Annotated in this window: 18 protein-coding genes and 1 tRNA gene; 8 read left to right on the plus strand and 11 right to left on the minus strand. The window is 73.3% G+C overall.

Features of this window, described 5'->3' with window-relative positions; genetic code table 11:
- Positions 1-32: 32 nt before the first annotated feature.
- Positions 33-821, minus strand: a complete 789-nt coding sequence (locus ACIRPH_RS03660; protein ID WP_402908764.1) for a PhzF family phenazine biosynthesis protein — start codon at positions 819-821, stop codon at positions 33-35.
- Between the two features lie 74 nt (positions 822-895).
- On the minus strand, positions 896-1,333 hold the full coding sequence (locus ACIRPH_RS03665) for an Lrp/AsnC family transcriptional regulator (RefSeq protein WP_267945912.1): 438 nt from the start codon (positions 1,331-1,333) through the stop codon (positions 896-898).
- 134 nt (positions 1,334-1,467) lie between these two features.
- On the opposite strand from ACIRPH_RS03665, the gene ACIRPH_RS03670 reads away from it, so the two are divergent.
- Positions 1,468-2,547, plus strand: coding sequence for a thiamine pyrophosphate-dependent enzyme (locus ACIRPH_RS03670; protein ID WP_402908767.1), 1,080 nt, complete (start codon positions 1,468-1,470; stop codon positions 2,545-2,547).
- Positions 2,548-2,919: 372 nt separating this feature from the next.
- Here the strand turns inward: ACIRPH_RS03670 and ACIRPH_RS03675 are convergent, their stop codons facing one another.
- The 3 genes from ACIRPH_RS03675 to ACIRPH_RS03685 form a co-directional block, all read right to left on the minus strand.
- Positions 2,920-3,783, minus strand: a complete 864-nt coding sequence (locus ACIRPH_RS03675; RefSeq protein WP_402908769.1) for a hypothetical protein — start codon at positions 3,781-3,783, stop codon at positions 2,920-2,922.
- A gap of 698 nt (positions 3,784-4,481) precedes the next feature.
- Complete coding sequence (gene kynU / locus ACIRPH_RS03680; RefSeq protein WP_402908771.1) at positions 4,482-5,720, minus strand: kynureninase; 1,239 nt, start codon at positions 5,718-5,720, stop codon at positions 4,482-4,484.
- 42 nt (positions 5,721-5,762) lie between these two features.
- Entirely contained in the window at positions 5,763-6,668 is a 906-nt protein-coding gene (locus ACIRPH_RS03685; RefSeq protein WP_402908773.1) for a tryptophan 2,3-dioxygenase, read from the minus strand.
- Positions 6,669-6,870: 202 nt separating this feature from the next.
- Between ACIRPH_RS03685 and ACIRPH_RS03690 the strand changes: the two genes are divergently transcribed.
- Positions 6,871-7,338, plus strand: a complete 468-nt coding sequence (locus ACIRPH_RS03690; protein WP_402908775.1) for an Lrp/AsnC family transcriptional regulator — start codon at positions 6,871-6,873, stop codon at positions 7,336-7,338.
- Complete coding sequence (locus ACIRPH_RS03695; RefSeq protein ID WP_402908777.1) at positions 7,335-7,616, plus strand: DUF4031 domain-containing protein; 282 nt, start codon at positions 7,335-7,337, stop codon at positions 7,614-7,616. The genes ACIRPH_RS03690 and ACIRPH_RS03695 overlap by 4 nt, the downstream gene beginning before the upstream one ends.
- 42 nt (positions 7,617-7,658) lie before the next feature.
- Here ACIRPH_RS03695 and ACIRPH_RS03700 read toward each other — a convergent pair whose 3' ends face one another.
- Positions 7,659-8,324 (minus strand): metal-dependent phosphohydrolase, encoded by a 666-nt coding sequence (locus tag ACIRPH_RS03700; RefSeq protein ID WP_402908779.1) that lies wholly within the window; start codon positions 8,322-8,324, stop codon positions 7,659-7,661.
- Positions 8,325-8,602: 278 nt separating this feature from the next.
- Here ACIRPH_RS03700 and ACIRPH_RS03705 point away from each other — a divergent pair, with 278 nt between their 5' ends.
- Together ACIRPH_RS03705 and ACIRPH_RS03710 are read left to right on the plus strand one after the other, a co-directional pair.
- On the plus strand, positions 8,603-9,922 hold the full coding sequence (locus tag ACIRPH_RS03705) for an MFS transporter (RefSeq protein WP_402908781.1): 1,320 nt from the start codon (positions 8,603-8,605) through the stop codon (positions 9,920-9,922).
- A 54-nt stretch (positions 9,923-9,976) separates the two neighbouring features.
- A complete protein-coding gene (locus ACIRPH_RS03710) occupies positions 9,977-10,438 on the plus strand; it encodes a VOC family protein (RefSeq protein ID WP_402908783.1) in 462 nt (153 codons plus the stop codon).
- Positions 10,439-10,485: 47 nt separating this feature from the next.
- Here the strand turns inward: ACIRPH_RS03710 and ACIRPH_RS03715 are convergent, their stop codons facing one another.
- On the minus strand, positions 10,486-11,256 hold the full coding sequence (locus ACIRPH_RS03715) for a DeoR/GlpR family DNA-binding transcription regulator (protein WP_402908785.1): 771 nt from the start codon (positions 11,254-11,256) through the stop codon (positions 10,486-10,488).
- Between the two features lie 246 nt (positions 11,257-11,502).
- Between ACIRPH_RS03715 and ACIRPH_RS03720 the strand changes: the two genes are divergently transcribed.
- The gene (locus ACIRPH_RS03720; RefSeq protein ID WP_402908787.1) at positions 11,503-12,225 is read left to right on the plus strand and encodes a glycerophosphodiester phosphodiesterase; all 723 of its coding nucleotides are present in this window, start codon (positions 11,503-11,505) and stop codon (positions 12,223-12,225) included.
- Positions 12,226-12,478: 253 nt separating this feature from the next.
- Here the strand turns inward: ACIRPH_RS03720 and ACIRPH_RS03725 are convergent, their stop codons facing one another.
- Together ACIRPH_RS03725 and ACIRPH_RS03730 are read right to left on the minus strand one after the other, a co-directional pair.
- Positions 12,479-14,404, minus strand: coding sequence for a GDSL-type esterase/lipase family protein (locus ACIRPH_RS03725; protein ID WP_402908789.1), 1,926 nt, complete (start codon positions 14,402-14,404; stop codon positions 12,479-12,481).
- Positions 14,405-15,370: 966 nt separating this feature from the next.
- Positions 15,371-15,444, minus strand: a tRNA-Ile gene (locus ACIRPH_RS03730).
- A gap of 261 nt (positions 15,445-15,705) precedes the next feature.
- On the opposite strand from ACIRPH_RS03730, the gene ACIRPH_RS03735 reads away from it, so the two are divergent.
- Positions 15,706-16,695, plus strand: a complete 990-nt coding sequence (locus tag ACIRPH_RS03735) for a malate dehydrogenase (protein WP_402908791.1) — start codon at positions 15,706-15,708, stop codon at positions 16,693-16,695.
- Between the two features lie 173 nt (positions 16,696-16,868).
- Entirely contained in the window at positions 16,869-19,361 is a 2,493-nt protein-coding gene (locus tag ACIRPH_RS03740; RefSeq protein WP_402909521.1) for a DEAD/DEAH box helicase, read from the plus strand.
- Positions 19,362-19,490: 129 nt separating this feature from the next.
- Here ACIRPH_RS03740 and ACIRPH_RS03745 read toward each other — a convergent pair whose 3' ends face one another.
- Positions 19,491-19,961, minus strand: a complete 471-nt coding sequence (locus tag ACIRPH_RS03745; RefSeq protein ID WP_402908793.1) for a deaminase — start codon at positions 19,959-19,961, stop codon at positions 19,491-19,493.
- A complete protein-coding gene (locus tag ACIRPH_RS03750; protein ID WP_402908795.1) occupies positions 19,958-20,725 on the minus strand; it encodes a RibD family protein in 768 nt (255 codons plus the stop codon). The genes ACIRPH_RS03745 and ACIRPH_RS03750 overlap by 4 nt, the downstream gene beginning before the upstream one ends.
- Positions 20,726-20,792 lie beyond the last annotated feature (67 nt).

Raw genomic sequence — 20,792 nt, forward strand, 5'->3', positions numbered from 1 at the left:
ACGACGTGGGCCGGGCCCGCCCCCGGACACGGTCAGAGGTGCAGGGTCCCGGTGGCGACCGTCACCGCCCGGCCGCCGATCAGCACACGGTCGCCCCGGTCCTCCAGCAGGAGGTCGCCTCCGCGCGCGGAGGCCTGGTGGGCGGTCAGCTCCGTCCGTCCCAGCCTGTCGGCCCAGAACGGCGTGAGGACCGTGTGCGCCCTGCCGGTCACCGGGTCCTCGGGCACCCCCACCGCCGGGGCGAAGACCCGGGAGACGAAGTCGTGCCCCTGCCGGGCCCGGGCCGTGACGATGACCAGCTGGAAGGGCAGGGCCGCGACCGCCGCCATGTCGGGGGCCAGGTCCCGGACGGCCCCCTCGTCGGCGAGTTCGACGAGGAGGTCGTCCGCGCCGCCCAGGCCCACCCGCAGGGGCCGGGCCCCCAGGGCCTCGGCCAGCCCCTCCGGGGCCTCGACCGGTTTCGGCGGTTTGGCCGGGAAGTCCATCCACAGCAGCCCGTCCTCCCCCGTGACGGTGAGGACGCCGCTGCGGGTGGTGAAGCGGAACGGTCCGGGCTCGCCGCGCTCGGTGAGCGCGTGCGCGGTGGCCAGGGTGGCGTGTCCGCAGAGGTCGATCTCGACGGTGGGCGTGAACCACCGCAGTTCGTAGTCGGCGCCGGGGTCGTCCACGGGACGCGCGAACGCCGTCTCGGACAGGTTGAACTCGGCCGCGACCCCCTGCGCCCAGGCGTCGGGGTAGGCGTCGTCCATGACCAGGACGGCGGCGGGGTTCCCGGCCAGGGGCCGGTCGGTGAAGGCGTCGACGACGCGGTACTCGGGCATGGGTCCAGGCTAGGGGCCGGCCGGGGCCGTCCCGAGGTCCGGTCGCGGCGCACCCCCCTGCGACGGCCGGGCCCTCACAGGGGCGGCTCGTCGAGGATGAACATGGTCTGGGTGCTCTTGACCTCGGGGATGCGCTGGAGCCGTTCGAGGACGAAGGTGCGCAGCGCGGCCGCGTCGGTGACGCGGACGAGGAGGAGCAGGTCGACGTCACCGGAGACCAGCGCCGCGTGGTCCACCTCGGGGATGTCGCGCAGGTAGCCCCGGAACCTCTCCCAGGAGTGCTGCTCGATGCGTACGGACACGTACGCGGAGAGGGCGGTGCCGTACTTCTCGGGGTCGATGACGGCGGTGAACCCGCGGATGACGCCCTCGTCCCGCAGCCGTTCGAGCCGGGAGTAGGCGTTGGCCCTGGAGATGTGGGCCTGCTCCGCGACCGCGCGGATGGACATGCGCCCGTCCTCCCGCAGGAGGGCGATGATGCGACGGTCGGTGTCGTCCAGCCGCACGGCCATGTGTCTCACCTCATACCGCTCACACGCTACCCGCGTGAGACCATCCGTGGCGCTCTGGCGAACGACCGGCCATTTTGTCCAGCATCAGCCTGGGGACATCGACAATATGGGGTGATTCACCGCATATTCAAGACATGAAGCGCACCGATGAGCGACCTCGCCCCGCTCCCCCGCCGGCGGGGCCCGTGCGACTCGTCGACCGGGACGGGCTGCGCGTGGAGCACCCGGGGTTCACCGCTCCCGACGGCGCCCGGCTGGCCGGGCTCCACCGCGCCATGGTCATCGGGCGCAGCTTCGACCGGCAGGCCCGCGCGCTCGCCGGCCAGGGCCGCCTCGCCGTGTACCCGTCCTCGGCGGGACAGGAGGCGTCCCAGGTCGGCGGCGTGCTCGCCCTGTCGGACCAGGACTGGCTCTTCCCCGGGTACCGCGACAGCGTCGCCCTGGTCGCGCACGGGGTGGACCCGGTGGAGGCCCTCACGCTCTTCCGCGGCGACTGGCGTCCGGGATACGACCCCCGCCGCCACCGGTGCGCTCCGCAGTGCACCCCCGTGGCCGCGAACGCCTCCCACGCGGTCGGCCTCACCTACGCGGCCCGGCGCGAGGGGCGGGACGTGGCGGCCCTGGCCCTGTTGGGCGACGGGGGCGACACCGACGAGGCCTACGGCTTCGCCGCCGTGTGGAACGCCCCCGTCGTCTTCCTCGTGCGCGTCGACCACCGGGCCGCCGGCGCGACCCCGTACCCGCGTGGCCCCGCACCCGTGCACGGGGCCCCCGGGCACTCCAGGAAGGGCTACCGCGTCGACGGCGGCGACGCCGCCGCCGTGTACGCGGTCGTCTCCCGGGCCCTGGCCGAGGCCCGGGACGGCGGAGGTCCGGCCGTCGTCGAGGCGGTCGCGTACCGGGAGGACCCGCGGTCCGGCTGCGCGCCGCCCCGCCGGGAGGTTCCGGAGGCCGAGCACGGGTGCGAGGGCGACCCGATCACCCGCCTGGAGGCCCTTCTGCGGGCGGAGGGCCTGCTGGGGGACCCCGGGGAGACCGACCGGGCCCTGGCCGCCCTCGGCTCCGAGGCGGAGGAGTTCGCCGCCTCCGTGCGCGAGCGCATGGCGCCGCCGGGCGCCCGCGACCCGTGTCCGCCGTCCGGGGACGTCCGACCCGCAGTCCCGCCCCTGGCGGGACGGCGCAGGGAGCCTGCCGACGGAGCCCGGACTCCCTGAACGGCACGCCCCGGTCGGGGCCCCCGACCGCCTCCGCACGAACCTCCGCGCCGGGCGCGCGGGGAGGGTCCGGACCCGTCGGCGACGACGTCGTCGCCACCGGCGCGGGTCCGGGAGCCGCCCCGCCCTCCGAGGCGCGGAACAGGGCGCGCGGACCCCGTGTCGGCGCGCCCGAGGGGCGGGCGGGCCGCGGCGGTCGACGGCGACCGGCGGCGCGCCCGCGTCCCGCGCCCCAGGGGCGTCCCGGTGCGGACACGCCGAAGGGCCGCGGCCTGTCGGCCGCGGCCCTTCGGGGACCGCTCCTGCGGGGGCGTCCGGCCTCGGGCCGGCGCCGGTCGGGGGACCGGGAGGTCCCGGAGGACGCCCCGCGCGCTACTTGTTGCCGCGCAGCTTGTCGAACAGGGTGCTGAGCGTGGAGCCCAGGCTGTGGCGCCCGTCGCTCTCGGCCATCAGACCCTTGCCCTCGCCGTCCGCCGCACCGGCGTGCTGGCCGGCCGGACGACGGGTCCAGGCGAAGAACAGCGCGATCAGGATCGCCGGGATGATGGCCAGGGTCAGCAGACCCGTGCCGCTCATCACGCCGTCCGCACCGGTGAGCTCGGTTCCGGAGAGGTCGTTCGCGGCGGTCTCGGCGGTCACGCCGCCGTCGCCGTTCCCGTCCTGGCCCTCGGCCGCGGCCGCGTCCTCGGGCTGCTCCTGCGCCTGCTCCTCCTCCTTGGCGGCCTGGTCCGCGCCGTCCTCGGAGGTCTCCTTGGCGGTCTCCTCCTCCGGCTCCTCCTCGGTCTTCTCCTCGGGGAGGGGGGAGACGGCGTCCTCACACTTGTTGCCGGGCTCCTGGAAGGGGTGCGGGGCGCCCTCGGTGCCGTTCCCGTCGCCCCACTCGGTGATGTAGTACTCGACATCGGCGTGGCCGTTGCCGCCGCCGACGGTCAGGGTGGTCTCGTCGAAGCTCGTGCCCATCATGTCGGCGAAGGTCTTGCCGTCGATGTCGAGCAGCACGTCGCAGTCCTGAGAGGGCTCCCCGGGACCGCGGTCACCGATGAAGAACTCGTACTCCTCGCCCTCGTAGACGATGTAGCCCTCGGTTCCGAGCGGCCAGCTGGGGCTGGAGAACAGCCCCTTCTGCATGGGCTCTCCGCCCGCGGGCGCACCGGTGTCCCCGTTGATGCCGGAACCGTCGTCCCAGAAGTAGGTCGCGGTGACTTCGCCGTGCTGAATGGGAGTTTCGTTGCTCATAAAGTAAAGGCCAGGTTGACGACAGGGCCGAGAAGACCGTGGGCACGACGCTCCAGAACACGCGGGAACGCTCGGTGCGCCCCGCGAGGGCGTCATGTCAGGGATCTCCCGCGTCGCTGGCGGCGAGTGGCGGGCGGGAACGGGAGCACCGATGGAATTCGGTGGTCCTCCGGCGTGAGCGCGTGGATACGCGCCGCCCGATTCCCGGTGAGGGTCTCGACTCCCTTGCGGCACTCGGCCGGTCAAGGGCTCGGCATCGACTCGCTAAAGACTCATAACGAAGCGATCACGAGGACACTAACCCAGGTTTAAGCAAAGTGTGCAAGCCTTCCAGGTAAAATGACCGCACGTGTCGACCCGTGCACCGATCGCATCGCCCCGAAAAAGGGTTCCCGAAAGGCGGGAACCCCTGCCGGGCAGGGAATCCCGAACGCATACGGAGAAGGCGGAGGGGCCGTTCCGTGGCCCGCGTCATACACTCGCCCGAGTTGACACGGGGCGCGAGAGGTGGGACGGGGGGCCGTGTACGGGCCGAAGAGGTCACGGTCCACGCACCTCGGCCCCGCCGCGCGGCAGGGGGCGGCTCGGTCAAGGCCGCGCAATGCCCTCCCCGGGCGGGGGTCAGCGGCGGCGGGGGTCCCCCCGTCCCGGGCAAAGAGAACTCCGGACGGTTGCCCGTCCGGAGCGTCAAGAAGGGGTCACGTGACCTGGCCGCGCCTGGCGAAGCGCTCCTGGCGCCACTCGCCCGTCCCGACGACCTCGACCAGGGCCGTCGCGGCGTCCCACACGTCGACGTGGCGCAGGTACAGGGGCGTGAACCCGAACCTCATGACGTCGGGGGCGCGGAAGTCACCGATCACCCCGCGCGCGATGAGCGCCTGCACGATCGCGTACCCCGCGCCCTCCTCGGGCTCCACCAGCGCCACCTGGCTCCCGCGCCGGGCGTGCTCGGACGGGGTGATGGAGGAGATCCCCGCCTGCGCCGCCCGGGAGAGGAACAGGTCGGTCATGGCCAGGCTCTTGGCGCGCACCTGGGCCAGGTCGGCCCCGGCCCACACGTCCAGGGAGGCCTCCAGCGCCGCGTCCGCGACCAGCGGCTGCGACCCGCTGAGGAAGCGCGAGACCCCCGGCGCGGGCTCGTAGTCGCCCGAGAAGTCGAACGGGCGGGCGTGCCCGTGCCATCCGCTGACGGGCTGCTCGGCCGCCGCGTGGTGGCGCCGGGCCGCGTACAGGAACGCGGGGGCGCCCGGACCGGCGTTGAGGTACTTGTAGGTGCACCCGACCGCGAAGTCGGCCCCGCTGCCCGACAGGTCCACCGGGACCGCGCCGACGCTGTGGCACAGGTCCCACACCACCAAGGCCCCGTGCTCGTGGGCCAGACGGGTGATGCCGGGCATGTCGCGCAGGGTTCCGCTGCGGTAGTCCACGTGGCTGAGCAGCAGGACGGCGACGTCGCCCCCGGCCAGGGCGGCCTCCAGCCCGGGACCGTCGGGGTCCACCCTGCGCTGGACGGCCCCGGCCAGCGCGACCGCGCCCTCGGCCACGTACAGGTCGGTGGGGAAGTTGCCGGCCTCGCCCAGCACGACGGAGCGGTCGGACATCCGCAGCGCCGCGACCAGGACCTTGAAGAGGTTGGCGGAGGTGCCGTCGCCGACGACGACCTCGTCCGCGGCGGCGCCGACCAGCGGCGCGACCTTGGCGCCCAGGGTGCGCGGCTTGTCCCACCAGCCCGCGTCGTTCCAGCTGCGGATGAGGTCCTGGCCCCACTCGCGCTCGATCATGTCGGCCACCCGGCCCGGGGTGGAGCGCGGCAGCGCGCCCAGGGAGTTGCCGTCCAGGTAGATCACGCCCTCGGGGAGGACGAACTCCTCACGGAACGCGGCGAGGGGGTCGGCGGCGTCGAGCGCGACGCAGTCCTCACGGGTGGTGGGCGTCATCGGTTCCTGCTTCCTGGTCGTGCGCGGGGTGCGGCGTACTGGTCAGACGGTGCTGCGGAGGGACCACAGCTCGGGGAAGACGTCCTGCTCGGCGTTGCGTGCCAGCCAGGTGAGACCGCTGGAGCCTCCGCTGCCGGGCTTGCCGCCCATCGTCCGCTTGACGGCCACGAGGTGGCGGTGGCGCCACCGCGTCACCCTCTCGGCGACGTCGAGAAGCGCCTCGGCCAGCAGGAACAGGTCGTTCCCGGGCACGTCGTCGGCGTAGACGGCCCTCCACGCCGCCTCGACCCCGTCGCTGGGCTCGTAGTCCTGTGTCCAGTCCCGCTCGACGCGGTCGGCGGGGACCGGGAGGCCGCGGCGGTGGAGCAGGCGCAGCGCGGCGTCGTAGAGGCCGGGGCTCTCCAGCACGGCCCTGAGCTGGTCCGCCACCCCGGCCATGGCCTTGTGCGGGCGGATCATGGCGGCCGACTTGTTGCCGAGCAGGAACTCCAGCTTGCGGTAGCCGTAGGACTGGAAGCCGGAGGCCTCGCCGAAGGAGTCGCGGAACCGGTTGAACTCGGTGGGGGTCATGTCCCCGAGCAGGCCCCAGGAGTCGTTGAGCACGTCCTGAGCGTTGCACGCCCTGCGCAGCCACGCCAGCGCACCGGGCACGTCGTCCTCCTCCAGCGCGTCGCGGGCCGCCTCCCAGCGCTCCTGGACCAGTGCGAAGAGCAGCTCCATCACCTGGGTGGCGATGATGAACGCGGACTCGGCCGGCTCGGCGGTGCGCGGTCTGCTGAGGCCGAGCAGGGTGTCGACCCCGACGTAGTCGACGTAGGGGGTGTTCTTCTCGAAGGAGAGCGTCGGCCGCCCACCGTCGGCCGCGGCCCGGCGCGCCCGGGCCGCCTCGGCCCCGTCCGCGTCCTCGCCGGGGGCGAACGGACACTGCTGGGCGGTGGTGGAGAGCATGACGACCCCTTGTCGGTACTGCGTGAGCGGCTGCGCGGGCGCCGCGCGGCGCGGGGGACCGCCCCGGCACACGGCCCCGCGTACGTGAGGTCACATCATCGGACAGAGGCAACCACGGAAGGAAGGGCCGACGAACACGCAAGTCGGGCATTGGCCTAGCATTCGTCATGGGTAACGAGCTTCGACTTTGGGAACGCAAAGCATGGCCTCACGACTGGCAACCCCGCTGGACGGCGTCGACCAGCGCATCCTCTCCGAACTGCAGCAGGACGGGCGGCTGTCCTTCAACGAGCTGTCCCGCAGGGTCAACCTGTCGGCGCCCGCCGTCGCCGACCGCGTCCGCCGCCTGACCGACCGCGGGGTGATCACCGGCTACCACGCGCACGTCGACCCGGCCGCCGCCGGGCTCCCGGTGACCGCCCTGGTCCGGATGGAGTGCTTCGGTGCGCACTGCCTGCTGCGGGAGCGCTCCTCGCTGGAGCTGCCCGAGATCCTCCAGGTGCACCGGGTGACCGGTGACGACTGCTGCGTCCTGCTCATCGCGGTCCGCTCGATGGAGCACTTCGAGGAGGTCATCGACAAGCTCGCCGAGCACGGTCGCCCCTCCAGCACCATGGTCATGTCCAGCCCGGTCCCGTGGCGGGCCGTCAGCGCGCCCCGCACGCCATGAGCGTCCTCATCGACTCCGCGGTCTGGCCCGGGCCGCGCGGCCTGCTCTTCGCGCACCTGGTGAGCGACCGCTCCTTCGAGGAGCTGCACGCCTTCGCCCGCGCCATGGGGGTGGACCCGCGGGCGTTCGACCGCGACCACTACGACATCCCCGGCCACCTGCACGCCCACGCCCTGGCACTGGGCGCCGAGCACGTGACCGGGCGCGAGCTGGTCACCCGTCTGCGCGCGGCGGGCCTGCGGCGGCGCAAGGCCCCCCGGGTCGCCGGGCCGCCGTGAGGGCCCGCCCGGGGAGGCGCACGGCTTTCCCCCGGCGGAGGGTCAGGGCGGCGGGTCGTCCAGGGGCGCCGGCGACGCCAGCCGGTCGAGTTCGGCGAGCATGTTGGCCCGGGCCCCGGCCTCCCAGTGCTCGCGGCCGAACGCGGTGTGGAACAGGTGGGGACCCTCCAGCAGGGACCGGAGAACCGCGGTGCGGCCCTCCCGGAACGCCCGGTCGGGGACGTGGCGGTACTCGGCCCTGACCGCCGCCGTGTAGGCGAGGTACTCGTCGGCCGGCGCGCCCAGGACCGACAGGTCGGCGTCGCAGACGACCGCGCCGTCCGCGTCCCCCTCCTCGGGGCGGTGCGCCGCGGTCACACCCACCAGGCGCACCACCTCGCCGACCCGCTCGGGATCCACGCCGACCAGTGACAGCAGGCGCCCGGCGAGCTCGGCGCTCTCCTCCTCGTCCCGTCCGGGGCGCCCCTCGTACACCGCGTCGTGGAACCAGACCGCGTAGCGGACGCAGTCGGCGTCGCGCGCCTCCCCCTGGAGGACGTCGACGGCGCGGAGCGTCTCCCACAGGTGCAGGAGCGTGTGGTAGCGCCGGTGCGGCTCGTTCCAGCGGTCCAGGAGCTCCACCCCGACCGCTGCGGCCTCGGGCCCGTCCCCGGCCAGCCTCCGCCAGGCGGCGGCCAGCAGGACCGCCTCGTCCTCGTTCAGTGGCAAGGTCTCGTCACCGTTCGCGTGGGTACCTCGGACGTCCACAGTCCTTCCCACCCGGGCGCTTCGCCACCCGGCCGGATCACGTGTCGGAGGTGCCCGCCGTTCCCGCCCCGTGGAAGGGGGGCGGAGGCCGCGCCCCGCGGACGTCCGGTGCGCAACCGGACATCGCGACGATTCCCAGCCATATCATGGGATGAATTTTGTCGTCTCCACTGATGGCCCGCGCAGGACCGCCGTGCTGGAATCCGGGGAGCGGGAACCACGAGCGGGACGGGGTCGGGATGTCACCCATCGAGACACTGCGGCGGATGCACCGGATCGCCGGATGGCCGCTGCTCCTCGCCAGTTTCCTGGCCCGCCTGCCCATCTCCATGGCCCTGATCGGCATGCTCACCCTCGTCACCGCCACGACCGGCAGCGTGGCGGTCGCCGGTGCGGTGGCCGGTGCCTTCGCCCTCGGCGAGGCCGTCGGCGGCCCGGTCATCGCCCGCTTCGCCGACCGGTACGGGCAGCGGACCCCCGTGCTCGTCATGGCCCTGGTCGACGCCGTCCTGATCGTCCTGCTGGTCCTCGCGGTCCGGTCCGGGGCCCCGGCCCCCGCCCTCGCGGCGCTGGCCGCGGTCACCGGCATGTGCCTGCCCCAGATGGGGCCCATGGCCAGGACCCGGTGGGTGGTGCTGATCCGCCGGGGCCCCGACCGGGGCGCGGAACGGGAGCGCTCGGTGTCGGCCGCCATGTCGGTCGAGGGCGTGCTCGACGAGGCCGCGTTCGTCCTCGGCCCCGCCCTCGTGGGCGTGCTCACCGTGGCCCTCTCCCCGTCGGCCGGCGTGCTGGGCGCCGCCGCGCTCATCGGCGTGTTCGGGGCCGTGTTCGCCCTCCACCGGACCGCCCCGGCCGGGACCCCGCCGGCGCGCGGCTCGGAGGGGCGGATCGCCACGCCCGCCCTGCTCGTGCTCACCGCCCCCATGTTCTGCCAGGGGCTGTTCTTCGGCGGCATGTCCACCGGCGTGACCGCGTTCGCCGCGGCCTCGGGGTACGGGGACCTGTCCGGCCTGATGTACGCGGTGATGGGCGCCAGCAGCGCGGCGGCCGGGCTGCTCATGGCCTCCCTGCCCGCCGGGTTCTCCCTGACCGCCCGGACACGGGTCGCGGCCGGGGGCCTGTTCGTGCTCAGCCTGCCCCTGTACCTGGACCACGGGCCGGCCACGCTCGCGGCGGCCGTCTTCGTGCTGGGAGCGGCGATCGGCCCGCACATCGTGAGCCTCTTCGGGCTCATCGAGCGGGCCGCCCCGCCCAGCCGCCTCTCCCAGTCGATGGCCGTCGTCCTGAGCAGCCTGATCCTCGGCCAGGCCCTGGGGTCCGTGGTCTCGGGCGCCGTCGCCGACGCGTACGGCCACCAGGGGGCGTTCGCCCTGGCCACGCTCGGCGGGCTGGTCTCGTTCGCCGTCGCCGTCCTGGTGATGCGGGCCCGCTGGTACACGCGGACCGGCGGGGCACGGGACGAGCCGCAGGAGGGCGTGGAACCCCCCGTCGCCCCCTCGGCGGGGACCCGGGCGGCGCCGCTCGCGGAGCCGGGTGATCCTGGGAACATCGGGCGTTAAGCCCGCGTTAAAGAGGGACCCGTCCCCCTACACACCCACCTAGGCTTGTGGACCGTGCTCGAACTACTGACCAGCATCAATCCCCGGCGCAAAGAGGTGCCCGTGCCACAGCTCAACGGGCTCGCCCGCGTCACCCTCTCCGTACGGGACCGCGACGAGAGCGTGCGCTTCTACCGCTCCGTCCTGGGTTTCAAGGTGCTCGGACGACGCGACCACGACGGCACGCTGCGCAGCGAGTGCCGACACCCCGCGTCGGGCCTGATGGTCGCCCTCATCCAACACCGCGACAACTTCAAGAACCGGTTCGACCGCAGGCACTGCGGCCTGGACCGGCTCACCCTGGGCGTCGACAACCTCGGCGAGCTGGAGGCGTGGGAGGAGCGTTTCGCGGACATGGACGTGGAGCACTCCCCGGTCATGCACCGCGAGGAGGGGTCGACGCTGCTGTTCTACGACCCGGACGGCACCGAGCTCGGGCTGTTCTGCCCCGCGGAGCCGGACGCCGACGAGGGCTGACCCGGCCCCCGCCGGCTCCGCTCCCCCGGTGGCCGGGAGGGCCCCTGTCAGTCGGTCTCGACCAGTTTGAGGCGCACGTCGCGGTCGCCCAGCTCGTCCACGGCCGAGCGCGGGAGCCGGTCGTCCGTGATGATCAGGTCGAACTCCTCCAGGCTGGCCACCCTGAAGGTGCCGAACTTGCCGTACTTGGTGCTGTCGACGGTGAGCACGCTCTTGGAGGCGATCCGCAGCAGCGCCTGCTTGGCGACCACCTTGGCCTCGGAGGGCGTGGTCGAGCCGCGGTCGACGTCCCACGAACTGCTGGCGATGAAGGCCAGGTCCACGTTCACCTGCCGCAGGAAGTCGGCGGTGAACCGGCCGACCGAGGAGTGGTCGGAGTGCGAGACGACGCCGCCGGTGTGGATCAGCTCGATCCCCGGGTACTCCATCAGGTGCCCGACGACGTTGAAGTCGCTGGTGATGACCGTCAGGCCGACCTTGTCGGTGAGCAGCGGCACCATCTGGAGCGTGGTCGTCCCCGCGTCCAGGTAGATGGTGAAGTTCTCCCTGACCAGCTCCGCGGCGGCGCGCGCGATGGCGCGCTTGGCCGGGACCTCCAGCTGGGCCTTGGCCAGGTAGGAGGGTTCGCTCTTGAGCCGCGCCGCGAGCCGTACCCCACCGGTGACGGACAGGACCTTGCCGTCGTTCTCCAGCGCCTGGATGTCGCGCCGGACCGTCATGTGGGACACGGACAGCATCGACGTGAGCTCGTTGATACTCAGCACGTGACGCTCCTGGAGGAGCTTCAGGATGTGCTCTCGTCGCTGGTCCGGGATCATCGTTCGCCTCACACTCGGGGGCCGGCCATGGGGACACCGTGCGATCACGACGCCATGTAACAAAGTTTCCCAGCTCATCGCGCCCGGAACGGTGCTCTCCGGACGTGAGTCCTCTCGCAATCGCGGCGAAGGGGCCCGGCCGCTCCGGCCGGCGCCGACCCGGACCGCCACCGCCGTGGACCTTCTGGGTGGATGTTTTTCCTGTTTGCGCCACGTGGGGCGGCGGAATTTGCCACCCTTGACCGTATGACGCTGTCCATCGCACTGCGCGGAGACACCGCCCGCTTCCCGGGCAACACGCTCCCGGCCCTGCGCTCAGCCTGGCGCGCCGGGGCCGATCTGGTCAAGGTCGACGTCCACCTGACCTCGGACGGCTACTCCGTCCTGGTCGACGAACGGCTCGTGGCCCTCCCCGGTTTCCCGCCCCGTCCCGTGGACGGACTCACCCTGGCCGACCTCGCCGGCGCGCGCGAGGACGTGGAACGGCGCATACCCACCCTGATGGAGGTCCTGGCCGAGTTCGGCGTCCACGGGCCCCCGCCCCTGCTCGTCGGCGCGGACACGCCGAGGGCCGCGCTGGCCGCGGACACGCTCCTGCGCGAACGCGGGTTCGGCGACCAGGTGCTCTTCACCGGTTCGACCGAGACCCTCGGCGCGCTCCGGGCCAAGAGCCCGCGCGCACGGCTCCTGGCGGCCTGGGAGCAGCCGGACATGCCTCCGGACGAGGCCGTCCGCGCCCTGGGGCCGGAGTTCCTGGGCGCGCACCACACGCTCGTGACCCGGGAAGCGGTCGACGAGATGCACCGCCTCGGGTATCGCGTCACGGCCTGGACCGTGAACGAGTTCCCGGAGATGGCGCGCCTGATCGGCATGGGCGTCGACGCGCTCGCCACGGAGCGGATCACCGACCTCGTGTCGCTGACGAGCGGCCGGGGCCGGGGAGGGGCGACGGCGGTCGGGGCCGTCTGAGCCCCGGGCCCCGGTCACGGGCGGGAGGGCGCGTTCCCGGGGCCCGACGGGGGCCGTTCCGGCGCGGGGCCGCCGCGCCCGCGGGGTTCGGCGCCCGCGGCCCCGCCGGTCCGCCGTCGAGGCGCCGGAGCCCCTCGACCCGCTCCCGTACCGGTACGGCCCGTAGGCGGGTCCTGGCCCGGACGGCCTCGGCGCCGTCCGCGCGGGCCCGGTCGTCCGCCCCCGCGCGGGCTCCCCCGGCGGGGGTCGGAGGTCACCCGCCGACGAGCTGCTGGAGGTCCACGGACTCGGCCAGCGCCCGCAGCCCCGCGTCCCCGGGATGGATGTGGTCACCGGAGTCGTAGGCGGGCAGGAGGCGGGCGGGGTCGGCCGGGTCGCGCAGGACCGCGTCGAAGTCCCACACCCCGTCGAACGGCGACGCCGGATCACCGATCTGCGTGCGCAGGTAGGCGTTGACCTGCTGCCGTGCCTGCTCGACCTCCGGGGTGCAGCGCCGCTCCCCCCCGCAGGGACCGAGCGTGGCCACGAACACCCGGACGCCGTGCGCCTCGGCCAGCCGGGCGATCTGGCCGAGCCCGCTGATCACCGCGTCCGGTGAGGTGCCCCAGCGCAGGTCGTTGATCCCCGCGAAGACGACCGCGGTCTCCACGCCGCTCTGCGCGAACACGTCCCTCTGGACCCGGTGGACCATGGCGACACCGCTGGGGTTGGTGGAGACCCCCTCCCCGGGGTACCCGTCGCTGACCACGTGGTTCCCGGCCACGCCGACGTTGAGCACACCGGGGTTGAGCACGCCGGGCTGGGCCGCGAGGCGTGTGCTCAGCACGTCCGGCCAGCGGCTGTGGGCGTCGCGGGTGGACCGCGTCCCGTCGGTGAGGGAGTCGCCGAAGGCCACGATCGCGCCGGGGCCGTCGGCGACCTCGATACCGGTCAGGAACGGCCACTGCGCCACGCGCCCGGTGAACGGCGCCCCGGTGGTGTCGAGCGTCTGGTCGCCGCTGCCCGGTGCGCTGCTGTAGTTGGTGTCCACCGCGGCGTAGTGCACGGGGGCCGCGGTCACCAGTTCGGGGAGGTGGAAGCTCACCAGGACGTCGGTGTGCGGCGGCAGGAGGATCTCCACCGGGTCGCTGAACACCTGTCCGCCCGCCGGGATGACGGTGTCGGCGCGTCCGTCGAAGGTGAGGGGGATCGCGGACCCGCGCGTGCCGGCGGCGTCCCCCTGGAGCGCCAGCGAGGCGGCGCCCACCGTGACGGGCTCCGCGGCGAAGGTGTTGTCGAGCCGGATCCTGGCGACGTGCCCTCCGGCGGTGGTGCGGACCGACAGGCGCAGGGTCTGGTCCTGCCAGGGGCCGACCTCCAGGTATCCGGAGGTGGCCCGCGCCCAGGAGCCGGTCCAGCCGGAGGAGGGGCGGCCGTCCACGGAGAACAGGTGCAGGCGGCCCTCGTTCCCGTCCACCCGCGGCAGGACCACGTGGGAGACCTCCCGGGCCGGGTCGACGGGCACGCTGCGCGCGTACAGGCGCACGGAGCCGAGGACGGGACTCGGTCCGCCGACGCCGGCGGAGTTGGCGTAGGGCAGCGAGAGCGCCGCGTCCCCCGCGGGCCCCTCGACCCAGTCGGGGACGGAGAGGACGAACTCCTGCTCCGCGCCGTCCGTGTAGACCACGCGGCCCGTTCCGTGGACCGCGGGGCCGCCCCCGGCTCCGCCGGTCCGCGTGGCGGTGGCCAGGAAGGTGAGCGATCCGTAGCGGTCCTCGTCCAACCGGAGCAGCTGGCCGTCGGAGACCACGTGGTCGGGGCGCCCGGGGGCGTAGTCGGGGAGTTCGAGCTCGGTGCCCAGGAGGACCACCTCGCGGCCGGGCGTCCACCCGGCGGCCGCCAGGGCCTGCGAGGAGAGGCTGTTGCCCGCCCCGTCGAGGTCGACGTTGGCGGCGGAGTTGTCCCGGGAGATGCCGATCTCGTCCACGAGGCTGGCGAAGGGGGTGCCGACGGCCCGCGGCGCCGCCTGCTCCTGCCGGTCCTGGACGCCCGCGTCCCCGTCGCGCGAGGTCACGACGTAGAAGGCGGCCACGAGGACCGTCGCCACGAGGGCGGCCGCCGCACCGCGGAGCAGGTGCGGGGCGAGGTCGTCACGTCTGCGGCGGTGCGCGCCGCGCCCCCCGGTCCCATCAGCGCCCAACGCTCGCCCTTCCCGATGAAGTTCCACCGACGTGTCGGACGACGCCGGGAGCACGGTGGTTGTGAGACGTGGGACACCACTGCGCCCCGGACGGCCGCCAGTTTAGACGAGCCGCCCCCGCTGACACGGCCGTTCGGAGCATGTTCCGGACCGCGCCTGTGGGCACTTCCGGGCGGTCCGGAGTCCGGAGGACACAGGGGTTCCCCGTCTCACACGACACCTGCCCGGCGGCCGGACGGACGGCGGGACCGAGCGGTCCCTCCCCGAACGGCACGTGGAGGAATCAGCGCGAAAAAAGACATGAGCGCCGGAAGTCCACGAAGTTCACCAGGGCGGACACGGGTCCGCCCCCACCCCCTGCGGACGAAGGGGTTCTCCACCGGCCGAGGACGGAGGGGCCCGAACCCGTGACCGGGGACCGGCGGGTCACGGACCGGCCGACCCCGACGAGCGCCCCGCAGACCGCACCTCGGCGTTACCGCCACCGAGGATACCGGGATCTTCGGCGCTTATCCCACGGAACCCGCCGCCACCGGACGCCTCCCGGCCGCGGGGCCCGCGAGAGCCCGGGACGGGTTCCGGCGCACACGGGGACGGAAGGGGCCGGGCCCCCTCCCACCGGCCCCCTCCCCGACAGGAGGCCCCGGCCCGCCCGCCGCACTCCCCCTCCGAGGGGCACGGTGGAGCGACCATCCGATTCAAGGACTAATCCCCCAAAAGTTACAGAATGGGTCTTACGAGACCTCGATGTCCCACTTCGGATTGGCGCGAGGTGCTCGGACCGGGGCGAAGCGGAATCCCGGCGCCGGGCCGGGGCCGGGTTCGAGGGCTTCTGAAACTTCAACGTGTATTCCCCGCAGACCCCCGGACGGAACCGTGGAAGCCCGTGGCCGACCGCAGGGCACGAGAAAGCGCCGCTGGCCTGTGTACGCAGGTCGGCGGCGCTTTTGGTGTGCCTGGAGGGGGTAGGCCGGGCAGGACTCGAACCCGCGACCCAGGGATTATGAGTCCCCTGCTCTAACCAACTGAGCTACCGGCCCGCCGTCGTCGGCAAACGTCATCCTAACAGGGTGTGTCCGGCGTTTCCGCGCCGTAAATCCGTTACAGGACAGGCGTTGCCGGAACCGGGTGCGCAGGCGCGTCGCGAACACCGCACCTGGGTCCCGGGCCCCGAGGGGGCTCGGTCTAGGGTGGTGGAGTGCGGCGCGCGACTGGACGGACCCCAGCGCCCGGCACCGACGCCGCGTATGACCCGTTGGTAACATCGCGGGTCGCACATCGTCGTCAGGAGAGTTCACGTCATGTCCAAAGCACCCGTCAACGTCACCGTCACCGGCGCCGCCGGCCAGATCGGCTACGCCCTCCTGTTCCGGATCGCGTCCGGCCAGCTGCTCGGCGCCGACACCCCGGTGAAGCTGCGTCTGCTGGAGATCCCGCAGGCCGTCAAGGCCGCCGAGGGCACCGCGATGGAGCTCGACGACTGCGCCTTCCCCCTGCTCCAGGGCATCGACATCTTCGACGACGCCACCAAGGCCTTCGAGGGCGCCAACGTCGGCCTGCTGGTCGGCGCCCGACCGCGCGGCAAGGGCATGGAGCGCGGCGACCTGCTCCAGGCCAACGGCGGCATCTTCAAGCCCCAGGGCGAGGCGATCAACGCCGGCGCCGCCGACGACATCCGTGTACTCGTGGTCGGCAACCCGGCCAACACCAACGCCCTCATCGCCCAGAGCCACGCCCCGGACGTCCCGGCCGAGCGCTTCACCGCGATGACCCGCCTCGACCACAACCGCGCGCTCACCCAGCTCGCCAAGAAGCTCGGCGTGTCGATCAACGACATCAAGAAGCTCACCATCTGGGGCAACCACTCCGCCACCCAGTACCCGGACCTGTTCAACGCCGAGGTCAACGGCGGCAACGCCGCCAAGGCCGTCGGCGACCAGGCCTGGCTGGAGAACGACTTCATCCCCACCGTCGCCAAGCGCGGCGCCGCGATCATCGAGGCCCGTGGCGCGTCCTCGGCCGCCTCCGCCGCCAACGCCGCCGTCGACCACGTCTTCGACTGGGTGAACGGCACCCCGGAGGGCGACTGGACCTCCGCCGCCATCCCGTCCGACGGCTCCTACGGCGTGCCCGAGGGCCTCATCTCCTCCTTCCCGGTCGTGTCCCGCGACGGCAAGTGGGAGATCGTCCAGGGCCTGGAGATCGACGAGTTCTCCCGCTCCCGCATCGACGCCTCGGTCGCCGAGCTCGTCGAGGAGCGCGACACCGTCCGCAAGCTCGGCCTCGTGTAGGACCGGCGAGGGGCCGCAGGGCCGCTGACGGGCACGCTTCCCACGGGGGCGTGCCCGTCGCCGTGCGCGGGCGGGACCGGGCGCCCGGAGCGCCTCGGCGGGTCGGTGGTCGCCCGCCGCGTCCCGAAGGGGGCTCGGGAGCGGGCAGTATAGAGACTGTGAGTCTCATCGATGTGCTTCCGGCCGAACCAGAACCCGACTCCCTCTTCGAGGCGTTCGCTTTGTGGGCCGAGGAGCGGGGCCTCACCCTCTACCCGCACCAGGAGGAGGCCCTCATCGAGGTCGTCTCCGGGTCGAACGTCATCCTCAACACCCCCACCGGCTCCGGCAAGAGCATGGTCGCCACGGGGGCGCTCTTCGCCGCCCTGGCCCGCGACGAGTGCGCGTTCTACACCGCGCCCATCAAGGCGCTGGTGTCGGAGAAGTTCTTCGACCTGTGCAAGATCTTCGGCACCGAGAACGTCGGCATGATGACCGGCGACGCCAGCGTCAACGCCGACGCCCCCATCGTGTGCTGCACCGCCGAGGTCCTCGCCCAGATCGCGCTCGCCGAGGGCGCGAACGCCGACATCAACACCGTCGTCATGGACGAGTTCCACTTCTACGCCGAGCCCGACCGGGGTTGGGCGTGGCAGGTGCCCCTGCTGGAGATGCCGCAGGCGCAGTTCCTGCTGATGTCCGCCACCCTGGGCGACGTCAGCCGGTTCGAGGAGGACCTGGAGAAGCGCACCGGGCGCACCACGGCCGTGGTCGCCTCCGCCGAGCGCCCCGTCCCCCTCTACTACGACTACCGGGTGACCCCGCTGCACGAGACGCTGGAGGAGCTGCTCCGCGACGGCAACGCGCCCGTGTACATCGTGCACTTCACGCAGGCGCAGGCCGTCGAGCGCGCCCAGTCGCTGACCAGCATCAACATGTCCACCAAGGAGGAGAAGGCGGCGATCGCGGCGGAGATCGGCAACTTCCGCTTCACGACCAAGTTCGGCCGCAACCTCTCCCGGTACGTGCGGCACGGTATCGGCGTGCACCACGCCGGCATGCTGCCCAAGTACCGGCGCCTGGTCGAGCGGCTGGCCCAGGCGGGCCTGCTCAAGGTCATCTGCGGCACCGACACCCTGGGGGTCGGGGTGAACGTCCCCATCCGCACCGTGCTGTTCACCGCCCTCAGCAAGTACGACGGGGTGCGCGTGCGCCGCCTGCGCGCCCGCGAGTTCCACCAGATCGCCGGCCGGGCGGGGCGCGCCGGGTTCGACACGGTCGGCCACGTGGTGGCGCAGGCCCCCGAGCACGTCGTCGAGAACGAGAAGGCCCTGGCCAAGGCGGGCGACGACACCAAGAAGCGCCGCAAGGTGGTGCGCAAGAAGGCGCCCGAGGGGTTCGTCTCCTGGGACGAGGCGACCTTCACCAAGCTCATCGACGCCGACCCCGAGCCGCTGGCCTCGCGCTTCCGGGTGAGCAACGCCATGCTGCTCAGCGTGATCGCCCGGCCGGGCAACTGCTTCACCGCGATGCGCCACCTGCTCACCGAGAACCACGACGACCGGCCCTCGCAGCGCCGCCACATCCACGAGGCGATCGCCATCTACCGGTCGCTGCTCGACGGCGGCATCGTGGAGACCCTGCCCGAACCCGACGACCAGGGCCGCACCGCCCGGCTCACGGTGGACCTCCAGGCGGACTTCGCGCTCAACCAGCCGCTCTCGACGTTCGCGCTGGCCTCGCTGGAGCTGCTGGACAAGGAGTCGCCGACCTACCCGCTCGACGTGCTCACCGTCGTGGAGTCGACCCTGGACGACCCCCGGCAGATCCTCGGCGCCCAGCTCAACAAGGCCCGCGGCGAGGCCGTCCAGCAGATGAAGATGGACGGCGTCGAGTACGACGAGCGCATGGAGCTGCTGGAGGAGGTCGACTACCCCAAGCCGCTGGAGGAACTCCTCCACCACGCCTACGAGGTGTACCGGCGCGGCCACCCCTGGGTGGGCGACCACCCGCTCCGGCCCAAGACCGTGGCCCGCGACATGTACGAGCGGGCGATGAACTTCGTCGAGTACGTCGGCTACTACGAGCTGGCGCGCTCGGAGGGCCTGGTCCTGCGCTACCTGGCCAGCGCGTACAAGGCGCTCAACCAGACGGTGCCCGACGACGCCAAGACCGAGGAGCTGCGCGACCTCATCGAGTGGCTGGGCGAGCTGGTCCGCCAGGTCGACTCCAGCCTGCTGGACGAGTGGGAGCAGCTGACCAACCCCGAGGAGGAGGCCCCGGAGGGGCAGGAGCCCGCCGAGGAGAAGGTGCGGCCGGTCACGGCCAACGCGCGGGCCTTCCGGGTGCTGGTGCGCAACGAGATGTTCCGCCGCGTCGAGCTGGCCTCCCGCCGCCGCTACGGGGACCTGGGCAAGCTGTCCCAGGACGGCGAGTGGAGCGGCGAGGAGTGGGCCGAGGCCGTGGAGGAGTACTTCGCCGAGCACGACGAGATCGGGACCGGACCCGACGCGCGCGGACCGAAGATGCTGCTCATCGAGGAGGAGACCGGGCTGTGGCGCGTGCGCCAGATCTTCGCCGACCCGGCCGGGGACCACGACTGGGGCATCAGCGCGGAGGTGGACCTGGCCGCGTCCGACGCGGAGGGTTACGCGGTCGTGCACGTGGTGGACGTCAACCGGCTGTGACCGCCGGGGCCCGGGCGGGGTCGGCACGGGGCCGTCGGGCACGCCCGGGCCGGCCGGCGCCGGGCCCTCCCGGGCCAGGGGAGACGCACCGCCGCACCGGCCCCTCTCCCCGCCCGGGGACGGCCCCGGTCAGCCGAGCAGGTGGGCGTTGACCTCCTGGACCCCCCGGGCGAGGTCGGGGCGCTCGACGACGGTCCTGCCCGCCGCCCGGAGCCGCTCGGCTCCGTCGCAGTCGACGAACACGGCGGGCTCCCGCCAGGCGAACACCACGCGCGGGATCGGCGTGGCGAGGACGAGCGCGCTGCACGCCGCCGGCCGGGAGGCCCGGGAGCTGCACGGCTCCAGCGACGAGTAGAGGGTGGCCCCGCGCAGGCGGGGGTCGCCGGGATCGGTCCCGCGCAGCGCGACCTCCTCCGCGTGGTCGCGCGGGTCGTCCCTGCGTGAGTAGCCCTCGCCCAGGACCGTGCCGTCCGCGGCGACCACGACACAGCCGACCGAGAAGGCCGTGTCGGAGGGCGGGCACGACCGGGACAGCTCCACGGTCCGGCGGAGCCAGTGCGCGTCCGCGCCGCCCTCGGCGGGCGGCGGCCCGGGGGTCACCGGTCCTCCCCGCGGGTCCGGGGCGCGCCCGTCACGGCGCTCCCGCCCCCGGCCTCCCGCTCCTGCGGGCCGCGGTTGTCGGGGCGGTAGCGCAGGACCGCGACGTCCCCCAGGGCCCTGGCCTCCACGAGGCGCATCGGCGCGGCGGAGGAGTACGGGTAGGCGCCGGGCAGGACGAAGCGCGGCGCGTCCTCCTCCCCCACGAAGAACGGCGCGACCGCCAGTCGGATCTCGTCCACCAGGCCCGACGTGAGGAACATGGTGTGGATGTGGCCGCCGCCCTCCACCAGCAGCCGGCCCACCCCGCGGTTCGCCAGGTCCGCCAGGACGGACTCGGCGGTGGGGGGGCTCCCGGCGTCGACGACCTCGGCCGGCGGGTCCGAGGAGGGTCTGCCGGACAGGACGGCCCTGGCGGCGTCCACCCCGGGCCCGCCGGTGTAGACGACCGCGCCGGCGTCGCCGGTGGAGAAGAACCGGGCCCGGGGGTCGAACCTTCCGCTGCGGGTGACCAGGACCTTGAGCGGGGCCTCGGTGCGGCCCTCCCCGCGCCTGCGCGCGCGCAGGGCCGGGGAGCGCACGAGGAGCCGCGGGTTGTCCGCACGCAGGGTGCCGGCCCCCACGAGGATCGCGTCGCATCCCGCGCGCAACTCGTCCACCTCGGCGAAGTCGGCCTCGTTGGAGAGGCGGAGCCGGTCCGGGGTGGTGTCGTCGATGCGCCCGTCGACCGACATGGCGCAGCTCAGGATGGTGTGGGGACGGTCCATGCCCCCAGGCTAGCGAGGCTCCGGAGCCCGGGGCGCACCGCCGCGGCGGTGGCGGCGGCGCCTTCGA

The sequence above is a fragment of the Nocardiopsis sp. NPDC101807 genome (assembly GCF_044766605.1).
GTDB classification, from domain to species: domain Bacteria; phylum Actinomycetota; class Actinomycetes; order Streptosporangiales; family Streptosporangiaceae; genus Nocardiopsis; species Nocardiopsis tropica.